Raw genomic sequence first — 16472 nt, 5'->3', positions numbered from 1 at the left:
ATAGCGTATGATATAGGTAATGAGTCGCAGATTTTTACGTTCGTAATACTATTCGTGTGAGGTGAAGATGATGAGAATCTTAATCGTAGATGACAATCCGACTAATGTTATCATTATCCGTGAAATCCTGAAAAAAGAAGATTACCGAAATTTCGTAACCGCATCCTCTGCAAAAGAGATGCTTACACGGTTGGGTATCGGTTCTGTGAGTGAAGATGGACGTCCTCGGATGTCAGATATCGATCTGATTTTACTGGATATGATGATGCCAGAAATGGATGGAATCGAGGCATGTCGTGTTGTACAGCAATACGAACACCTAAAGGATATTCCAATAATAATGGTTACAGCTGTTGGAGATTCCAAGAAGCTGGCAGAAGCACTGGATGCAGGTGCAGTAGATTATGTTACGAAACCCATTAACAAAGTGGAGCTGATGGCCAGAATTCGGCTCGCGCTGCGGTTGAAGCGAGAGAAAGATTGGCATAAGGAACGAGATCAGCGAATTCAAGAAGAATTGAGACTGGCCGCACTTGTTCAGAATGCTGTGTTGAGCTTGCCTCTTCAGGAAGAGGATTTTGAGGTCAATGCCATCTATCAGCCATCCTCTGAGCTTGCCGGTGATTTATACGCGTGGTATCCCCTTGGTGATGGCCGATATGGCGTGATCCTGCTGGACATTATGGGACACGGAATATCGTCATCTCTTTTTTGTATGTTTCTTGCTTCTGTGTTAAAGGACACGGTAACTACGTATGTAGAGCCGGAAAAGGTAATTCAGGAACTCAATCGAAGGTTTAATCAGCTCTATATTGAGAAAAAGCTGATCCAATACTACTTTACGACCATTTATCTTGTGATAGATACCCGTATGAAACGTATTGACTACGTCAACGCCGGGCATCCACCTGCGCTATTTTTTGAAGGTGTGGCTAAGACTCCAGTCATGCTGGAAAGTAACTGTCACCCAGTAGGTTTGTTTGAACGGATTGATATTCAGCCACAGAGCTTAACCTATGAAGATGAAGGGCATCTAGTTCTTTATACAGATGGTCTATTGGAACTGGTTGAGGGCGAACAAGAAGAGCAGCTGAAATTTATGATTCAACATTTAAATGTTGAACATGAGTGGAACGAAGAAGCTATTCGAGCTGCTTTTTTCAATGTTGAGGTTCCTAAAGAGCGTGATGATGATAAGTGTATTGTGTGGATCTCACTGAAGAAGGGAACAGATAGAGAATGAAGATAAAGGCTAAACTCTTAATTGGCTTCAGTGCCATGTTAGCGATTATGCTTGCACTTACGATGATAGGGTACGACCGCTTAAATTATATGAATAACCAACTGGAAGGGTATCAGGATAGATATATGAAGGGGCGGTCTTCTTCGGGGATGCGTGGAGAAGTCAATGATATGGCGCGAATATTGACCACGACCATGTTGAGTGCAGATGCATCATCGGTAGAATCTCAAAAGAATGAGATTAATAAAAAGATTACTAAAGCGAATGAGCACTACGAGAAAATAAAAGCATCGATGACTAGCGCTGAAGAAATGCAAATGGTTGGTCAAATAGATGATGCGTACACCACTTATTTAAATTATCAGGAAAAGGTATTGAAACTGCTATCGGCTGGTTATTTTCAGAATGCTAGCACGTATTCCAACACAGAGGGACAAGCGATTCAGAATGCCGTGTTAAACGCTCTGAACAGTCTCTCTGATTATAATGCTTTTATTATGAATGAAGAGAGTACGAAGGCCAACGAAGCTTATAAAAGTTCGACTCAGATGGTAGTTCTAATGATGATTATGGGCTTACTTCTCGGACTTGGAGTGGTTTTATGGATCATCCCAAGCATCACTCGGGGGCTTAATGTCGTTTCGATGATGATTACCAGCTTTGGCAACGGTAGAGTGAGGGCCATACGGCGTATAAAGGTTACTACTAAAGATGAAATTGGTGAGGTTGCTCTTGTCTTTAAGAAGATGGCTTTAGATCTTGAACAGAAGCAGCAAATGGAACAGGCCTATGCGCAAGCGCAGAATGACCAATCCTGGCTGAATGCGAATGTTGCTCGGGTGACGGAACTATTGCGAGGTGTTAGCTCCTTGGATCAGGTCTCACAGACCTTCATCAATGAGTTTACCCCTGTGCTGGGAGCACAGTTCGGAGCTGTATATTTAAAAGATGCCAATCGTCCTGACTTTTTACGAAGCAGTGGATATTATGCAGTAGATAATGATAAGAAACCTAAGGACGGGTTTGTGATTGGAGAAGGGCTTGTAGGACAAAGTGCGCTCGATATGCACCCGATCAGACTGGAGAAGGCTCCTGAAGACTATTCATCCGTTAAGTCCGGATTCGTGGATGCGCAACCTGGATATATTTCTATCCATCCGCTTATTTTTGAAGACGAACTGCTAGGCGTAGTAGAATTTGCTTCATTCCAACCTTTTAGCAGTTTGAAAAATGATTTACTGCAACAACTCGCTAATAATTTAAGTATTATTTTTAATAATATTAGCCGTCGTTTGATCGTGGAGAAATTGTTGCGTGATTCACAAGCTCTTACGGAGGAGCTGCAGTGTCAGTCGGAGGAACTACAGACTCAGCAAGAGGAATTGCGTCGTTCCAATGAGAACTTGGAAGAGCAGACGGATGCGCTTAAACGTTCGGAAGAATTGCTCCAGCGTCAGCAGGAAGAACTGGAGCATTATAATACGGAACTTATTGCCAAGACCCGCGCTTTAGAGGAACAAGTGCAGGAGGTTGAAGAGAAGAAAGATGAAATTGAGCATGCAAAAATTCAATTAGAGAAACAGGCCAAGCAATTATCCGTTACTAGTAAATATAAATCAGAGTTCTTGGCGAATATGTCTCATGAATTGCGAACTCCGCTCAACAGTCTCTTGATTCTGTCGCAGCTACTCACGGAGAATAAGGATGGCAACTTGTCAGAGAAACAGGTTGAATTTGCACATACGATTTATATGTCAGGTGCAGACTTGCTTAAGATGATTGATGAGATTTTGGACTTATCCAAGGTTGATGCTGGCAAAATGGAACTGAACCAAGAAGAAATTAAATTAACGGAGCTGAAGAGCTTTGTGAAGCAGAATTTTGCTCCGCAAGCGCTCAAAAAGGGACTTTCTTTAAAAATTACCTTTAATGAGCCACTGCCAGATAGTGTCATTGCCGATGGTCATCGGTTGAAGCAGGTGCTAAGAAATCTGCTTTCTAATGCCTTTAAATTTACGATGGAAGGATTTATTGAGTTCTCGGTTAGCCAAGCAGATGACAATCTTATTCCGCTAGATCTGCCAGGTGAAGTTGAATATATTGCTATTGCTGTAAAGGATAGCGGAATTGGTATTCCGGCAGACAAAACTGATATTGTGTTCGAAGCCTTCCAACAGGTGGATGGAACTACCAGCCGTAAATTTGGGGGGACAGGCTTAGGTTTGTCCATTAGCCGTGAGTTAGCACGTTTAATGGGTGGAGCTATTGTACTGGAATCCCGTGAGGGCCAAGGTAGTACCTTTACTATGTATTTGCCAGTTATAGGGAATTATATTAAGCAGCAACCTGCAGTAATAGAAGCTGCTGCTTCTAGAGAAGATGCAACCTTCGAGGGGTATATTGGAGATATACTTCCAACCCTTGTACCAACGCAGGCTCATGCACCTATCCCACAATTGGTGATCGATGATGATCGTGATCAATTAACTGCAAATGATAAGGTTTTACTTATTATTGAAGATGATGAGAGCTTCGCAAAAATTCTGCTGGATATGGCTCATGGCCGCAACTTCAAAGGACTGGTAGCCCTCCAAGGGGATACCGGATTGCAGATGGCGAAGACTTATTTACCAGATGCGATTATTCTTGATATTCAGCTGCCGGTTATGGATGGCTGGACCATCCTTAGAGAACTAAAGAGTGCATCACAGACTCGCCATATCCCTGTCCATGTCATCTCTGTAAATGATGAAGTGAAGCAGGGGCTTATGATGGGGGCAATGGCTTATTTAAGAAAACCTTCTTCTAGAGAGGCGCTAGAACGGGCTTTCTCGCAAATCGAGAACTACACCTCCAGTACGTTGAAGTACTTGCTGATTGTAGAGGATGATGAGATTCAACGTCGTTCTATCATGGAGTTGATCGGTCACGACGATGTGGCCATAACCGCAGTTTCAACTGGCGGGGAAGCACTGAATGAGCTGCGGAAGCAGAGATATGATTGTATGGTTCTAGATTTGATGCTTGAGGATATGACAGGCTTCGATCTGCTGGATCAGATTCGTGATGATGAGGAATTAAATGATCTGCCTATTATTATTTATACGGGTAAGGATTTGGATGGCAAAGAAGAGACGCAGCTGCGTAAATATGCGGAATCAATCATTATCAAGGATGTACGTTCTCCAGAGCGGTTGTTGGATGAGACAACATTGTTCTTGCACCGGGTAGAAGCAAATCTTCCGGAAGATAAACGTAAGATTCTGCAGAAGCTTCATAATAAAGAAGAATTGTTTGAAGGAAAGAAAATACTGCTCGTCGATGATGATATTCGCAATGTCTTTGCGCTCTCCAGCGTACTCGAAGAGTATCATATGGAAGTGAAGTTTGCGGAGAATGGACGCGAAGCGCTGGAAATGCTGGTAGAGCAAGAAGATTTTGATCTTGTGCTAATGGATATGATGATGCCAGAGATGGACGGATATGAGGCTATGCGCCGGATTCGCGAGATGCCACAGTATCAGAAACTGCCTATTATTGCGCTGACCGCCAAAGCTATGAAAGAGGATCGTGCCAAATGCATTGAAGCTGGAGCCTCTGACTATATGAAGAAGCCAATTGCAACAGGTCAACTTCTATCTTTAATGCGAGTCTGGCTGTATTCGTAACCTTAATATTGGGGTAATACTTTAAAAGAACTAACAAAAAGCCATTCTTCAAAAGTACGGCGTGTTGATAAGGGAGTCGGGATAACAATGAAAGCAATAGAACACGGATATGAGGAGCAACCCGTTCTGGCGGGAAGTGACGAACTGGAGCAAATTGAGATTGAGCTGCTTCTTGATGGGGTACACCGTTTATATGGCTATGATTTCCGGAATTATGCGTTGCCTTCATTAAAACGGCGCATCTGGCATCATGTTCATGCGGAGAATGTACTCACCATATCCGCGCTGCAAGAGAAGGTTCTGCATGATCGGGCTTGTTTTGAACGATTTGTCTACAGTCTCTCTATTCCTGTGACTGAAATGTTCAGGGATCCGGGATTATTTCTAACTTTTCGCCAGAAGGTAGTTCCTTTGTTAAGAACCTATCCCTATATTCGTATCTGGCATGCCGGATGTTCCACTGGGGAGGAAGTTTATTCTATGGCCATCCTGCTTCATGAAGAAGGGCTTTACGATAAGGCTCGAATTTATGCCACAGATATGAATGAGCGTTCTTTACAGCAGGCTAAGGAAGGCGTTTATGATATTAGCAGAATGAAGCAATACACAAAGAATTATTTGGAGGCAGGAGGTACCCGGGCATTTTCCGAATACTATACTGCTAAGTATAACTCAGTTATTTTACAACCTTATTTACGCAAAAATATTATTTTTGCTGAGCATAATTTAGCTACTGACACTTCATTTAATGAATTTAATGTTATTCTCTGCCGGAATGTAATGATCTATTTCAATGATGAGCTTCGTGATCATGTTCACGGGTTGTTTCATGAAAGTCTAAGTCGCTTTGGAATCCTTGTTCTGGGCTCTAAGGAGTCCATTCACTTTACGAAATATAGCGATTGCTATGAATCTTTAGACAGAGTGGAGAAAATATACCGTAACATAAAATAACGCATGTAGGAGGGTGGTCCTATGGGGTTTCAAGAACCAATTCATATACTACTAGTAGACGACCGTCCTGAAAATTTGCTGGCGCTGGAGGCAGTGCTTGAGAGCCAGCATTACGAGCTAATTAAAGCTACCTCCGGTGAAGAAGCGTTGCGCTGTTTGTTAAGGTATGATTTTGCTGTCATTGTACTAGATGTACAGATGCCGGGTATGGATGGAATTGAAACTGCCAAATTGATCAAGGCCAGAGAGAAAACGAAGGAAATTCCGATTATTTTTATCTCTGCCAATAGCAAAGAAGCGGAGCATTTATTCGCGGGCTATTCGGCAGGGGCTATTGATTATATGGTCAAGCCTTTCATTCCACAAATTTTGAACTCTAAGATACAAGGCTTTGTCGAAATGTACATCACGAGCAAGAAGCATCAGACTCAAACCATGCTGCTGCAGCAAAAGACGAAAGAACTGGAAATCATTAATAGTGAGCTTATCAAGGCAAAAGAAGAGGCGGAGATTGCCTCGAAAGCAAAGTCGGAATTTCTAGCCATGATGAGTCATGAAATTCGTACACCTATGAACGGCGTAGTTGGCATGATCGATCTATTAATGGAGACGGATCTTACTTCTGAGCAAAAGGAATATTCGGAGATCATTCGGAAAAGTGCGGACACGTTGATTACGGTAATTAACGACATTCTTGATTTTACTAAAATGGAATCTGGAAAAATGGAAGTTGAAGAGCACTTATTTGAACTCCGAAATTGTATTCAAGAGGTGTTCAGCCTCTTCTCGATAGAAGCAGGAAAGAAGAACCTGGAGCTCGCTTATTTTATTGATCAGAAATTGCCTCGGCTTTTATATGGGGATATGGCTCGTTTACGCCAAGTTTTAATTAATCTGATCGCTAACGCAGTTAAATTCACAAATCAAGGTGGGGTCTATCTAGTCGCCTCGATCAAGAGCGTTGCGGATCATAAAATGGAAGTTGAGTTCACAATTATGGATACGGGGATTGGTATTTCTCCGGAGAAATGTGACCGACTATTTGAGCCCTTCTCGCAGCTTGATTCTTCCATGACACGGAAATATGGGGGAACAGGTCTGGGACTAGCTATATGTAAATCTCTTGTCGGAATGATGGGCGGAGAAATTCGGGTAGAATCGATGGAGCAAAAAGGAGCCACTTTTATCTTTACGATTCAGGTATCTATGCCAGGAGAAGATTTGATAGGTGGATATCAAGAAGAGGAATCCACACATCCTGTTTCCAATCAAGAGGGAAGAAGTAGAATCCTTGTTGTGGATGACCATCCGATTAATCAGCGTCTAATGGTCAGCATGCTGGATAAGCTGGGCTATGCGGCCGATATGGCTGAAGATGGTCAACAGGCTGTGGAGATGGCGATTAAACATCCTTATGATTTTATCTTTATGGACCTTCAAATGCCAGTGATGGATGGCTTGGAGGCGACCGCTCAAATTCGTCGAGAGGGTGGTCCTGCTGCCGAGAAGACCGTTATCATTGCAATGACGGCGAACGTCATGGAAGGAATTCAGAATCGCTGTAAGGCCTCTGGAATGGATGATTACATCAGCAAACCGCTGAAGATGAGTAGTATAAAACAAATTATTTCTCGATATTCTAGCAACGACAATGTATTAGTAGAACCTGATGTATCTATTTTCCAAGCGTAATCTAGTATTTACCAATCCGTTTTTTTAACGTTATCTGATTCAAAGGTATATCATTAAGGTTATTAATATAGAAAATATTTGTTCAGGAGAGATCGTCTAATGAATACGCATAAAAGTAACAAGTTCCATGCTAAGACAGAAACCAAAGGGAATGTATGCACAGTTTTCCTGAGTGGTGAACTTGATTTATCAGTTGCTTCCGATTTCCGCCTGGTTATGGAGCCACTTGTGGGAGACACCAAACTAGATTTAGTTATTAATCTAAAAGAATTAAAATACATCGATAGCACAGGGATTGGTATTCTACTTTCGATCCTGAAATCAAGACAAGGAATGGACGTTAAGTTTATGGTTGAGGATGTTCCTCCACAAATTCAGAAGTTGTTTGACATGACTGGTATTTCCAAGTTTTTTGCCTCCCAAGAGAATTCCCACTAGGAAAGGATAGAACAAAGAATGAGTGATGATGTGCAAAAAGTAATTCTTCAGTTGCCTGCTAGCGCAGAGTATGTGGATATTGTTAGGTTGAATTTATACGGCATTGCCTCGAAAATGGGTTTCACCTATGAGGATATAGAAGACATGAAAGTGGCAGTGTCAGAGGCGTGTAACAATTCAGTATTATATGCTTATGGCCAAAAAGACGGAGTAGTAGATGTTATTTTTGAGGTAGAGGAAAGCTCCTTATCCATTACAGTCAAAGACGAAGGGGAGAGCTTTGACGGCTTGGACAAGTCTAATGAACGTATGACACTGCATGATAAGGAGTTAAGTGACGTTCAGGTTGGCGGGTTAGGGTTCTACTTAATGCAAGCGTTGATGGATGACGTTAGTGTCGTAAGTGAAGCCGGAAAAGGGACGGTGGTAACTTTGAAGAAGCACCTTAATTTTAGCGAGGAGAAAGTATGAGTGACAAAGTGACTCCCCCCGAGTCCATGAATGAAGCAGTCACCCAAATTTGGGAGTATCAGCAGACCAAGGATAACGATCAGGCGACGTTGCTGATACAGAAATATGAGCCTATGGTGAAAATGGCTGCTGGGAAGATTTCCCGTAATCGCCCCGACTTGTATGAGGATTTATATCAGGTCGGGCAAATGGCGCTCATCCGGTTACTGCAGCAATATGATATCAGTCTCGGAATCCCTTTTGAGCCCTATGCGATGAAAAGCATGATTGGACATATGAAGAATTATTTGCGTGATAAATCTTGGTACATACAGGTTCCTAGACGGATTAAAGAAAAAGGAGCACTTGTTCAACACGCGATTGATGAACTTACAGTGAAGCTTGAGCGTTCTCCTGCGGTCGATGAGATCGCTCATTATCTTGATCTGTCTGTTGAAGAAACTGTAGAAGTACTGGCAGGCAGAGAATGTTACCATTACGTATCTCTAGATTCACCGCTTTCTCAAGAGGAGACTGGAGCTACGCTAGGGGAGCTTATCAGCTCTGATGCGAACGATTACGAGACTGTAGAGAAACGAATGGATCTGCAGCAAGCACTAGGACAATTGAAGGAGCAAGAGCAGCAAGTGTTGCTGCTAGCCTTCCAAGATGGTCAATCCCAGCGGGCAATTGCTCAGAAGCTGGGGGTTTCACAGATGAGTGTTTCACGGATACAGAAGCGGGCCACTGAGAAGTTAAAGCAGATTATGGCCAACTCATCCTATTGAGCTCCTTTATGTGTAATATACATTACCTGGATTTGAATTCTACTGTTCGACGATAAGGACATGCCTCTCTCCGTGCCTGGAGAATAGCATGTCCTTTATTTGTGTTCCACAACGCCCTTACCCCGCTTGTCCGGCTAACCTTGAAGGATTAGCCGGACAAGCGGGGTAAGGGGGAGCGGTGATAGAGGGGCGATAAATAGCCCACTTGTTAGCTGTTCGCATCAATGTATTTTTTGATCTCGCCAAGGTACTCACCGATCACGGGAACATCAAGAAATAGACTAAGAATGTAGCCCAGAACACCAAGGACTACGAACGTTCCGAGAGATAGGCCGAGACCTCGGGATATACCGGCCATCAAGTTTGTGATAATTCTTTTTTTGGGATCTGAGTAGTTATCAAGGATGTCCTTAAATTCTGATTTTTCTAGTGAGTCAGCAATCTTATCCAGACGATTGTTTAAGCGTTTGACCTCATGCCGTAATTCGAAAGGATGTTCATCAATTTCATATGCTTTTGTTTGGCTATTTGATTCTCCCATGGAGCACCCCTGCTTTCTGTAGCCCGATCGGGCATTCATTAAGGATCTATTCAATCAGATGAAACTTTATATAGGGTATAACTAAACAACAGCCAGCTGCGGACAGCTGGCTGTTGTCGAATGAAATGATAGCTGTATTATGCCGCAGATTAGTAACTGGATTTATAGGAGGATTTAACATCCTCTTTCGCATCTTTAGCCTCATCGGCGACTTCTTTAGAGGATGCTTTGGCTTCGTCAGCCACTTCTTTAGAAGCGTCTTTAACATCAGAGGCTACATTATTTGAAGACTCACTTACAGTGTCACCAATTTTGCTGCCTGCTTCTTGAAGGGTAGCGGCAATTTGCTGCTTGCTGTCGCTGACAGTAGTGTAGATATCAGAAGCTTTGACTGAAACTGTACTAGCCAGATCGGTTGCTTTTTCACCTACCGTTGTGGCAATGGCTTTGGTCTTGTCAGTTACGACACCAGCAACTTCTTTAGTTTTGTCAGTAGCAAGCGTAAGTTTATCGGACAGATCACTGCGCATTTCACGACCAGGCTTTGGTGCAAATAATAGGGCTGCTGCAGCACCTATTAAGCTACCAATAAAGATACCTTTGAAAAAGTTGCTTCCGTTTTCTACTTCATGCTCTACTTTATGTTCTACGTTACTCATCGCCAATCACTCCTTATAAGTTATCTTACTTCGTATTTAAACTTTGGCGTATAGGCTGAAACAATTGATGAGCAAGGCGTAGATGGCGAGGGGCTCTTGTTATGGACTATTTATTAACAGCTTGGAATACCGCATAGCCGAATTCGGGCAGATTCAGATGTAGTAATGATGTGAATTTTTCTGTTCGCTTCTGCGTCTCTAGGTTTACCCATATAGCATCCATCCCGGGTACAGGAATGGTGGCGTCGACTAGCACCTCTTCATTGTTGAGCACGATTAAGAAGCGGTTATGTTCGTCCCACCGTTCATATACAAGCAGTCTTGGGTGGTCCGGGATCTCCAGCGATTTAAAGCCGCTATTACGGAACGCAGTATGCGAATTACGAAGACCGATCGTCCAGCGATAGTATTCAAACAGTTCCCTGTTCTGTTTCTGGATGTCCCACTCCATACATTTACGATTATCTGGGTCATATTCACCTTCCATACCGATTTCATCGCCATAGTAAATACATGGTGCTCCCTGAAAGGTCATTTGGAACAAAACGGCCAGTTTTAATCTCCGGATGTCACCACCGCAAAGGGTCAGGAAACGAGTTGTGTCATGGCTGTCTAATAGATTAAAATTGGCCTCTGTAATTTGCTGCGGGTAATTCGCTAGCATAGTAGCAATCGATAGAGAAAATTGTGAAGCATTAATTTGTCCGTGAGCGAAGAAATTAATCTGAATGTTGGTTAGTGGGTAATTCATAACGGCATCAAATTGATCGCCAAGTAGCCACGGCAAGGAGTCATGCATAATTTCGCCTACAAGATAGGCTTCTGGATTAATGCTTTTGATCGTATTACGGAATTGTCGCCAGAACGTATGAGAGACTTCATTCGCGACATCAAGCCGCCAACCGTCTACACCGATTTCCTCAATCCAATAACGACCAACGTTCAACAGATACTCTCTGACTTCAGGATTCTCAGTGTTGAATTTTGGCATGATAGGCTCGAATGCAAATGTGTCATAGGTGGGAATTCCGTCGATGACTTGTGGTGGCCACTCACGCACATGAAACCAATCGGCATAACGGGAAGAACGCCCGTTGGTGAGCAGATCAACAAATGGCGGAAAGGTATGGCCGCAATGATTAAAGACACCGTCTAGAATGACGCGGATACCTTTGGAATGACAGGCGTCAACAAGTTCTTTTAGCAAAGCGTTGGTTCCAAAATGAGGGTCCACCAAGAAATAATCCTTTATATCATATTTATGATTGGTGGTTGCCTCAAACAGAGGATTGAAATAGATGGCGGTAATGCCCAATTCACAGAGATAATCCAATTGATCTAGTACACCTTGCAAGTCTCCTCCGAAGAAATTCCGGGGACTCGGTGTACCGCCCCAATCTAGCACATCTGCCGGATCGTTAGTAGGATCGCCATTTGCGAAACGCTCCGGAAAAATTTGATAAAATACTGCATCCTTTACCCATGCTGGAGGGGAGTGTACATCTTCACGGTTCAAGAAAGGAAAGTCGAATAAGCCCTCATATATTATGACTGGAGGCTCTGAGAAGAAGCCTTTTTCCAAATAATAAAGGACCTCATCTTTGTTATAAAGTGCAAAATAGTAAGTGAGTCTGCGATAAACAGGACGGACCGCAGCCTGCCAATAATCGAATAAGCTATCAGAAGCCATGTGCTGCATGGGAATAACCTCATGGGTTTTGTCCCAACTGTATTTATCTCCGCAAAAAAGATCAATCTTTGACACGTTATCCCGTTTAGTTCTTATGCGAATATGCAGTGTAGACTCATCGTAGGCATATGACCAATTCTGCCCCATGCGATGATAAACGGCTTCTTGTTGAATCATAATCAATTTCCATCCCTTCGTGGCCTGTAAACGCAAAAAAGGGCCAACCTCATGATAATCAGAGGTTGAACCCTTGGCGGTTTCATTGCCTTTAAATTTTGTCTGAATCTTATCATACCCCTCAAGATTAAAGCAAGAGATTATTTCACATGAATTCACAATATGGAATATTTAGTATGTAGTTGAAAAAAGGAGAAAATATAAGGAAAAACAAGAAAAGTGCTATTAAATAACCCCATTTGGATCTATACTCTGATTGCAATCCAAATTATGGGTATTATAGAATGAGGGCGAACGAACTTGATTTTTCTTAATACGCAAACAAATTAAAGGCACTGTTACCTAAAAGGTACAACCTCGGCACTTTGTGCGAATGAGGTTGTACCTTTTTTGCATGCTCTTTTTCTATGCGTGTTAGGTCTGATCACTTATGAATAAAGGGGAGATGAGCAAATGAAGAAGAGTAAACGATCGAAAATGCAAGCGGTATCATTTAGTTTGACCCTAAGTCTGCTGTTGGCATTGACGGTTACGGCTTGCGGTTCAGGCAATGGGAACTCTACGGCTCAGCCGAATTCAAGCCCGAATTCCACAGTGAACGAGCCGGGGGGAACTACAAATGAGACGAATCCCGCCGAAGAGGAGCTGAAACCGGAAGCTGGGGCCGAATTAACGGTCTGGGAAGCCAAGGAGCAGGTTGAGTACATGAAGCAGTTAGCCGCTGATTTCGAAAAAGAATACGGCGTTCCTGTCAAGGTTGAGGAAATGGCGGGCGGTGATCAGGGAACAAGGTTGGCGACAGATGGCCCGTCCAAACTAGCCGCCGATGTGTTGACTCTCCCGCATGATCAGATTGGTCAGGCTGTCAAAGCGGGATTGCTTTTGCCAAATGATGTGTTTGAGGAAGAAACGAAATCAACTATGGTGGAGACAGCTATTCAGGCATCGACTTATGACGGTATCCTGTACGGCTATCCTAAATCGGTGGAGACCTATGCGCTGTTCTACAACAAGGATCTGATATCCGAAGCTCCAAAAACTTGGGATGATGTGATCGCTTTTGCCAATACGTACAATAAGCCGAAAGAGAACAAATTTGCGATCATGTGGGAATTCGTCGGGTATTACAGCTATCCATTCATTGGCAGCTTCGGCGGATACATTTACGGTGACAACAATACGAATGTCAAAGATATCGGCTTGAATAATGAAGGCACCGTCAAAGGATTTACCTTTCTTCAGAGCTTAAAAGGAATTCTCCCATTGAATGCAGGAGATATCACCTATGACGTTAAAACTCAATTGTTTCAGGAAGGCAAGCTGGCGATGAACATCGACGGGCCTTGGTCCATAGCGATGTTCAAGGATCATGTTAACCTTGGAGTGGCGCCTCTTCCTAAGGGACCTGATGGTCAAGACAGCATTTCTTTTTCCGGTGTTAAATCGTATTATGTCAATTCCTATACGGTATATCCGGTCGCTAGCCGCTTGTTCGCACATTTTGCAAGCAGCAAGGAGAATCAGCTAAAGAACTTTGAAATGACGGGTGCGATTCCTGCGAGCATTGAAGCCGGAGAAGCGCCGGTAATCAAAGATGATCCGATTATAAGTGGATTCTTCGAGCAGTTCCAACACTCCGTGCCGATGCCTTCTCTATCGGAAATCAAATCCGTCTGGGAACCGCTAAAGGCAGCTTTTGTATCCCTGTGGAACGACCCGGGTCTTGATGTTAAGCAGACGCTCGATAAGACTGTATCAACGATTCAGGCCGATCTGGATTCGAAGTAAAGGACAGGTGACTTGAGCTATGCACAAAAAAACAGGTGCAGCGCTACTCTCGGCTATTATTCCGGGACTGGGCCAGTTCTTCAATCGACAGTGGCTGAAAGGATTAGTATTCCTGCTGGTGGGGTCTGCTGGAATCTATTTTATTGCTCATGATCTAATGGGTTATTTGCGGGGATTGATCACACTTGGTGAATTTCCAAGCCGTATGGTCAAGGTAGGTAAATTAACCCGGATGGTGGAGGGCGATCACTCCATTTTTATGATGATCAATGGTCTGATGTCATTGCTGGCGCTGCTGTTTTATACAGCTTTTCATTTACTGAATATCAGGGATGCCTTTCTAGTTGGAGCTGCGCGGGACCGGAATGAGCCCATTCATTCATTCGGTGAATCGCTCAGACATATGGGGCGTAGAAACTTCGCCTATCTTGTACTAGCGATTCCTTTTGTGGCAGTGGTTTTTCTGACGATATTGCCGCTTGTTTTTTCGGTGCTACTGGCGTTTACGAACTATGCCGACCCGATTTTACCGCCTGCGCATCTAGTAGAATGGGTGGGGTTCGGTAATTTTAATAAAATGCTAAGTTTGGATGTATGGAGTTCAACCTTCGGCGGAGTGCTGACTTGGACACTGATCTGGGCGATTATTGCTACTGCGACGACTTACATTGGAGGTGTGCTCATCGCTGTACTTATTCACCAGCCCCGTGTTCGGTGGAAAAAGCTTTGGCGTACACTGCTGATCGTTCCCTTTGCTATTCCTAATATGATTTCTCTGCTCGTCATGCGTAATATGTTCAATAATCAGTTCGGACCGATCAATAGTTATGTAAGAGCTTTGGGATTGGAGGGGGTGGCCTGGCTGACTAATCCTTTCTGGGCAAAGGTCACCGTAATTCTGGCTAATATGTGGATCGGAATTCCGGTTACCATGATTCTGGCCTTTGGGGTACTGACAACGATTCCAAGGGATATGTACGAAGCTGCTGAAGTGGACGGTGCTGGGGCATTCTACAAATTCCGCATGGTTACACTGCCTATGGTACTGTTCGCGACTGCTCCAATCCTGATCATGCAGTTTGCCGGTAACATTAATAGCTTTAACGTCATTTACCTGATGACCAACGGAGAACCGGTTAATCCGGATTACCAGTACGCGGGCCATACGGATCTGCTGGTGACTTGGCTCTATAAACTGGCGCTTAACCAATCGCAATACAGCTTTGCTTCCGTAATCGGGATTGTCATCTTCCTGCTGGTCGCGACCTTCTCCATCTGGAGCTACCGCCGAACGCGATCCTACAAAGAGGAGGATATGATTGCATGAAGCCAAAACTGACAGAAGCGTTTAAAACGATTGGAAGCCATTTGCTACTGATTGTGCTCAGTTTTATTAGTCTTTTTCCAGCGTTTTGGATTATTATGTCTTCATTCAAGACGGGAAACAGTTTGTTCAGCGACTCGTTGATTCCTAAAAATTTCACGTTCATTCATTACAAGGAACTGTTTGAGCAAACTAAATATTTGATTTGGTTCATGAATACACTAAAGGTTGCAGCGTTGTCTACGCTACTTGGCACTTTTCTGCTGCTGTTGACTTCGTATGCCATCTCTCGCTATCGGTTCACGGGCAGAAAAACGACACTGACCGCGCTTCTAGTTCTGCAAATGTTTCCGGGATTCATGGCTATGATTGCAGTTTACGTGCTGCTGAACACACTTGGGCTACTGAATTCCCATTGGGCACTTGTGCTTGTATACAGCAGTGGCGCCATTATCACCAATGTGTTTGTGGCTAAAGGTTTTTTTGATACTATTCCTAAAAGTCTGGAAGATGCTGCGCGGATGGATGGGGCGAGTCATATGAAAGTTTTTCTCTCTATAATGATCCCGCTGTCCAAACCGATGCTTACCTATGCCAGTCTTATGATATTTAATGGCTGCTTTGTGGATTTCATATTCGCTGACCTTGTATTGCGTACGGAAGAGACGAGAACGCTCGCTGTCGGGCTTTTCCGGATGGTGAATCAAAGCAATTCGACTGAATTCACATTGTTCGCCGCCGGAGCGGTGCTGGTTGCTCTCCCGGTCACGCTACTGTTCATTTTCCTTCAGCGATTCCTGGTGGACGGTCTGACCGCGGGTGCAAGTAAGGGTTAGTTCGATTTGCGCTCCCACTCTACAGCAGTACTGAATTCTATAAAAACCACTTCCTTTTCAGAAGAGCAAGAATCTGATGCGGGAGTGGTTTTTTAATTTAAAAGCTTCATTTATGTTCCTGTCATTCAGGATTTATTGCTGATGGAATTGTTTTTGTGTGGTTTCTAAAATCTTCTTGGTGTGGAGAGGATTGAAGAATGATGAAAATAGGAGTAGAATTCCTC

At 43.5% G+C, this 16472-nt stretch carries 13 protein-coding genes; 10 read left to right on the top strand and 3 right to left on the bottom strand.

The genetic code is table 11. The annotated features are described in order from the left end of the window. Nucleotides 1–70 precede the first annotated feature (70 nt). The 7 genes from NSS87_RS26960 (at nt 71) to NSS87_RS26930 (ending at nt 9233) form a co-directional block, all read left to right on the top strand. Nucleotides 71–1243, top strand: coding sequence for a fused response regulator/phosphatase (locus NSS87_RS26960; protein WP_042191856.1), 1173 nt, complete (start codon nt 71–73; stop codon nt 1241–1243). Then, nucleotides 1240–4911, top strand: coding sequence for a response regulator (locus NSS87_RS26955; RefSeq protein ID WP_339243505.1), 3672 nt, complete (start codon nt 1240–1242; stop codon nt 4909–4911). Before NSS87_RS26960 ends, NSS87_RS26955 begins: the two co-directional genes overlap by 4 nt. A gap of 87 nt (nt 4912–4998) precedes the next feature. Then, nucleotides 4999–5865: a protein-glutamate O-methyltransferase CheR gene (locus NSS87_RS26950; RefSeq protein ID WP_042191852.1), complete on the top strand. Its 867-nt coding sequence runs from the start codon at nt 4999–5001 to the stop codon at nt 5863–5865. Nucleotides 5866–5886: 21 nt separating this feature from the next. Further along, nucleotides 5887–7557, top strand: coding sequence for a response regulator (locus NSS87_RS26945; protein ID WP_339243504.1), 1671 nt, complete (start codon nt 5887–5889; stop codon nt 7555–7557). A 99-nt stretch (nt 7558–7656) separates the two neighbouring features. Beyond that, the gene (locus tag NSS87_RS26940) at nt 7657–7995 is read left to right on the top strand and encodes an STAS domain-containing protein (RefSeq protein ID WP_042131044.1); all 339 of its coding nucleotides are present in this window, start codon (nt 7657–7659) and stop codon (nt 7993–7995) included. An 18-nt stretch (nt 7996–8013) separates the two neighbouring features. After that, complete coding sequence (rsbW, locus tag NSS87_RS26935; protein ID WP_042191848.1) at nt 8014–8466, top strand: anti-sigma B factor RsbW; 453 nt, start codon at nt 8014–8016, stop codon at nt 8464–8466. Further along, nucleotides 8463–9233, top strand: a complete 771-nt coding sequence (locus tag NSS87_RS26930; protein ID WP_042131042.1) for a sigma-70 family RNA polymerase sigma factor — start codon at nt 8463–8465, stop codon at nt 9231–9233. Before rsbW ends, NSS87_RS26930 begins: the two co-directional genes overlap by 4 nt. Before the next feature lie 208 nt (nt 9234–9441). On the opposite strand, the gene NSS87_RS26925 is transcribed toward NSS87_RS26930, so the two are convergent. The 3 genes from NSS87_RS26925 to NSS87_RS26915 all read right to left on the bottom strand — a co-directional run bounded on the left by NSS87_RS26925 (nt 9442) and on the right by NSS87_RS26915 (nt 12300). After that, nucleotides 9442–9774 carry a DUF5665 domain-containing protein gene (locus tag NSS87_RS26925; RefSeq protein ID WP_042191847.1) on the bottom strand — a complete coding sequence of 111 codons (333 nt, stop codon included), beginning with the start codon at nt 9772–9774 and terminating at the stop codon, nt 9442–9444. 149 nt (nt 9775–9923) lie between these two features. Then, nucleotides 9924–10433, bottom strand: a complete 510-nt coding sequence (locus NSS87_RS26920; protein ID WP_339243503.1) for a YtxH domain-containing protein — start codon at nt 10431–10433, stop codon at nt 9924–9926. A gap of 106 nt (nt 10434–10539) precedes the next feature. After that, complete coding sequence (locus NSS87_RS26915; RefSeq protein ID WP_339243502.1) at nt 10540–12300, bottom strand: glycoside hydrolase family 13 protein; 1761 nt, start codon at nt 12298–12300, stop codon at nt 10540–10542. 453 nt (nt 12301–12753) lie between these two features. On the opposite strand from NSS87_RS26915, the gene NSS87_RS26910 reads away from it, so the two are divergent. Genes NSS87_RS26910 through NSS87_RS26900 form a run of 3 tightly spaced genes read left to right on the top strand, consistent with a single transcriptional unit; the run spans nt 12754 to nt 16248 of the window. Beyond that, a complete protein-coding gene (locus NSS87_RS26910; protein ID WP_081393153.1) occupies nt 12754–14088 on the top strand; it encodes a maltose ABC transporter substrate-binding protein in 1335 nt (444 codons plus the stop codon). Nucleotides 14089–14107: 19 nt separating this feature from the next. After that, nucleotides 14108–15415: a sugar ABC transporter permease gene (locus NSS87_RS26905; protein ID WP_042191843.1), complete on the top strand. Its 1308-nt coding sequence runs from the start codon at nt 14108–14110 to the stop codon at nt 15413–15415. After that, complete coding sequence (locus NSS87_RS26900) at nt 15412–16248, top strand: sugar ABC transporter permease (protein ID WP_042131038.1); 837 nt, start codon at nt 15412–15414, stop codon at nt 16246–16248. Before NSS87_RS26905 ends, NSS87_RS26900 begins: the two co-directional genes overlap by 4 nt. The last annotated feature ends 224 nt before the right edge of the window (nt 16249–16472 follow it).

Origin of the sequence: Paenibacillus sp. FSL F4-0243 (assembly GCF_037963295.1) — a bacterium.
Classification (GTDB): domain Bacteria; phylum Bacillota; class Bacilli; order Paenibacillales; family Paenibacillaceae; genus Paenibacillus_AQ.
This window is presented reverse-complemented; position numbering and strand designations above follow the sequence as displayed.

Excerpts from the sequence above, each read along its gene's own strand:
- NSS87_RS26905 (WP_042191843.1), top strand. The coding sequence starts at position 14,108 with ATGCACAAAAAAACAGGTGCAGCGCTACTCTCGGCTATTATTCCGGGA.
- NSS87_RS26950 (WP_042191852.1), top strand. The coding sequence starts at position 4,999 with ATGAAAGCAATAGAACACGGATATGAGGAGCAACCCGTTCTGGCGGGA.
- NSS87_RS26940 (WP_042131044.1), top strand. The coding sequence starts at position 7,657 with ATGAATACGCATAAAAGTAACAAGTTCCATGCTAAGACAGAAACCAAA.
- NSS87_RS26910 (WP_081393153.1), top strand. The coding sequence starts at position 12,754 with ATGAAGAAGAGTAAACGATCGAAAATGCAAGCGGTATCATTTAGTTTG.
- NSS87_RS26900 (WP_042131038.1), top strand. The coding sequence starts at position 15,412 with ATGAAGCCAAAACTGACAGAAGCGTTTAAAACGATTGGAAGCCATTTG.
- NSS87_RS26955 (WP_339243505.1), top strand. The coding sequence starts at position 1,240 with ATGAAGATAAAGGCTAAACTCTTAATTGGCTTCAGTGCCATGTTAGCG.
- NSS87_RS26960 (WP_042191856.1), top strand. The coding sequence starts at position 71 with ATGAGAATCTTAATCGTAGATGACAATCCGACTAATGTTATCATTATC.
- NSS87_RS26945 (WP_339243504.1), top strand. The coding sequence starts at position 5,887 with ATGGGGTTTCAAGAACCAATTCATATACTACTAGTAGACGACCGTCCT.
- NSS87_RS26930 (WP_042131042.1), top strand. The coding sequence starts at position 8,463 with ATGAGTGACAAAGTGACTCCCCCCGAGTCCATGAATGAAGCAGTCACC.
- NSS87_RS26920 (WP_339243503.1), bottom strand. The coding sequence starts at position 10,433 with ATGAGTAACGTAGAACATAAAGTAGAGCATGAAGTAGAAAACGGAAGC.
- NSS87_RS26925 (WP_042191847.1), bottom strand. The coding sequence starts at position 9,774 with ATGGGAGAATCAAATAGCCAAACAAAAGCATATGAAATTGATGAACAT.
- NSS87_RS26915 (WP_339243502.1), bottom strand. The coding sequence starts at position 12,300 with ATGATTCAACAAGAAGCCGTTTATCATCGCATGGGGCAGAATTGGTCA.
- rsbW (WP_042191848.1), top strand. The coding sequence starts at position 8,014 with ATGAGTGATGATGTGCAAAAAGTAATTCTTCAGTTGCCTGCTAGCGCA.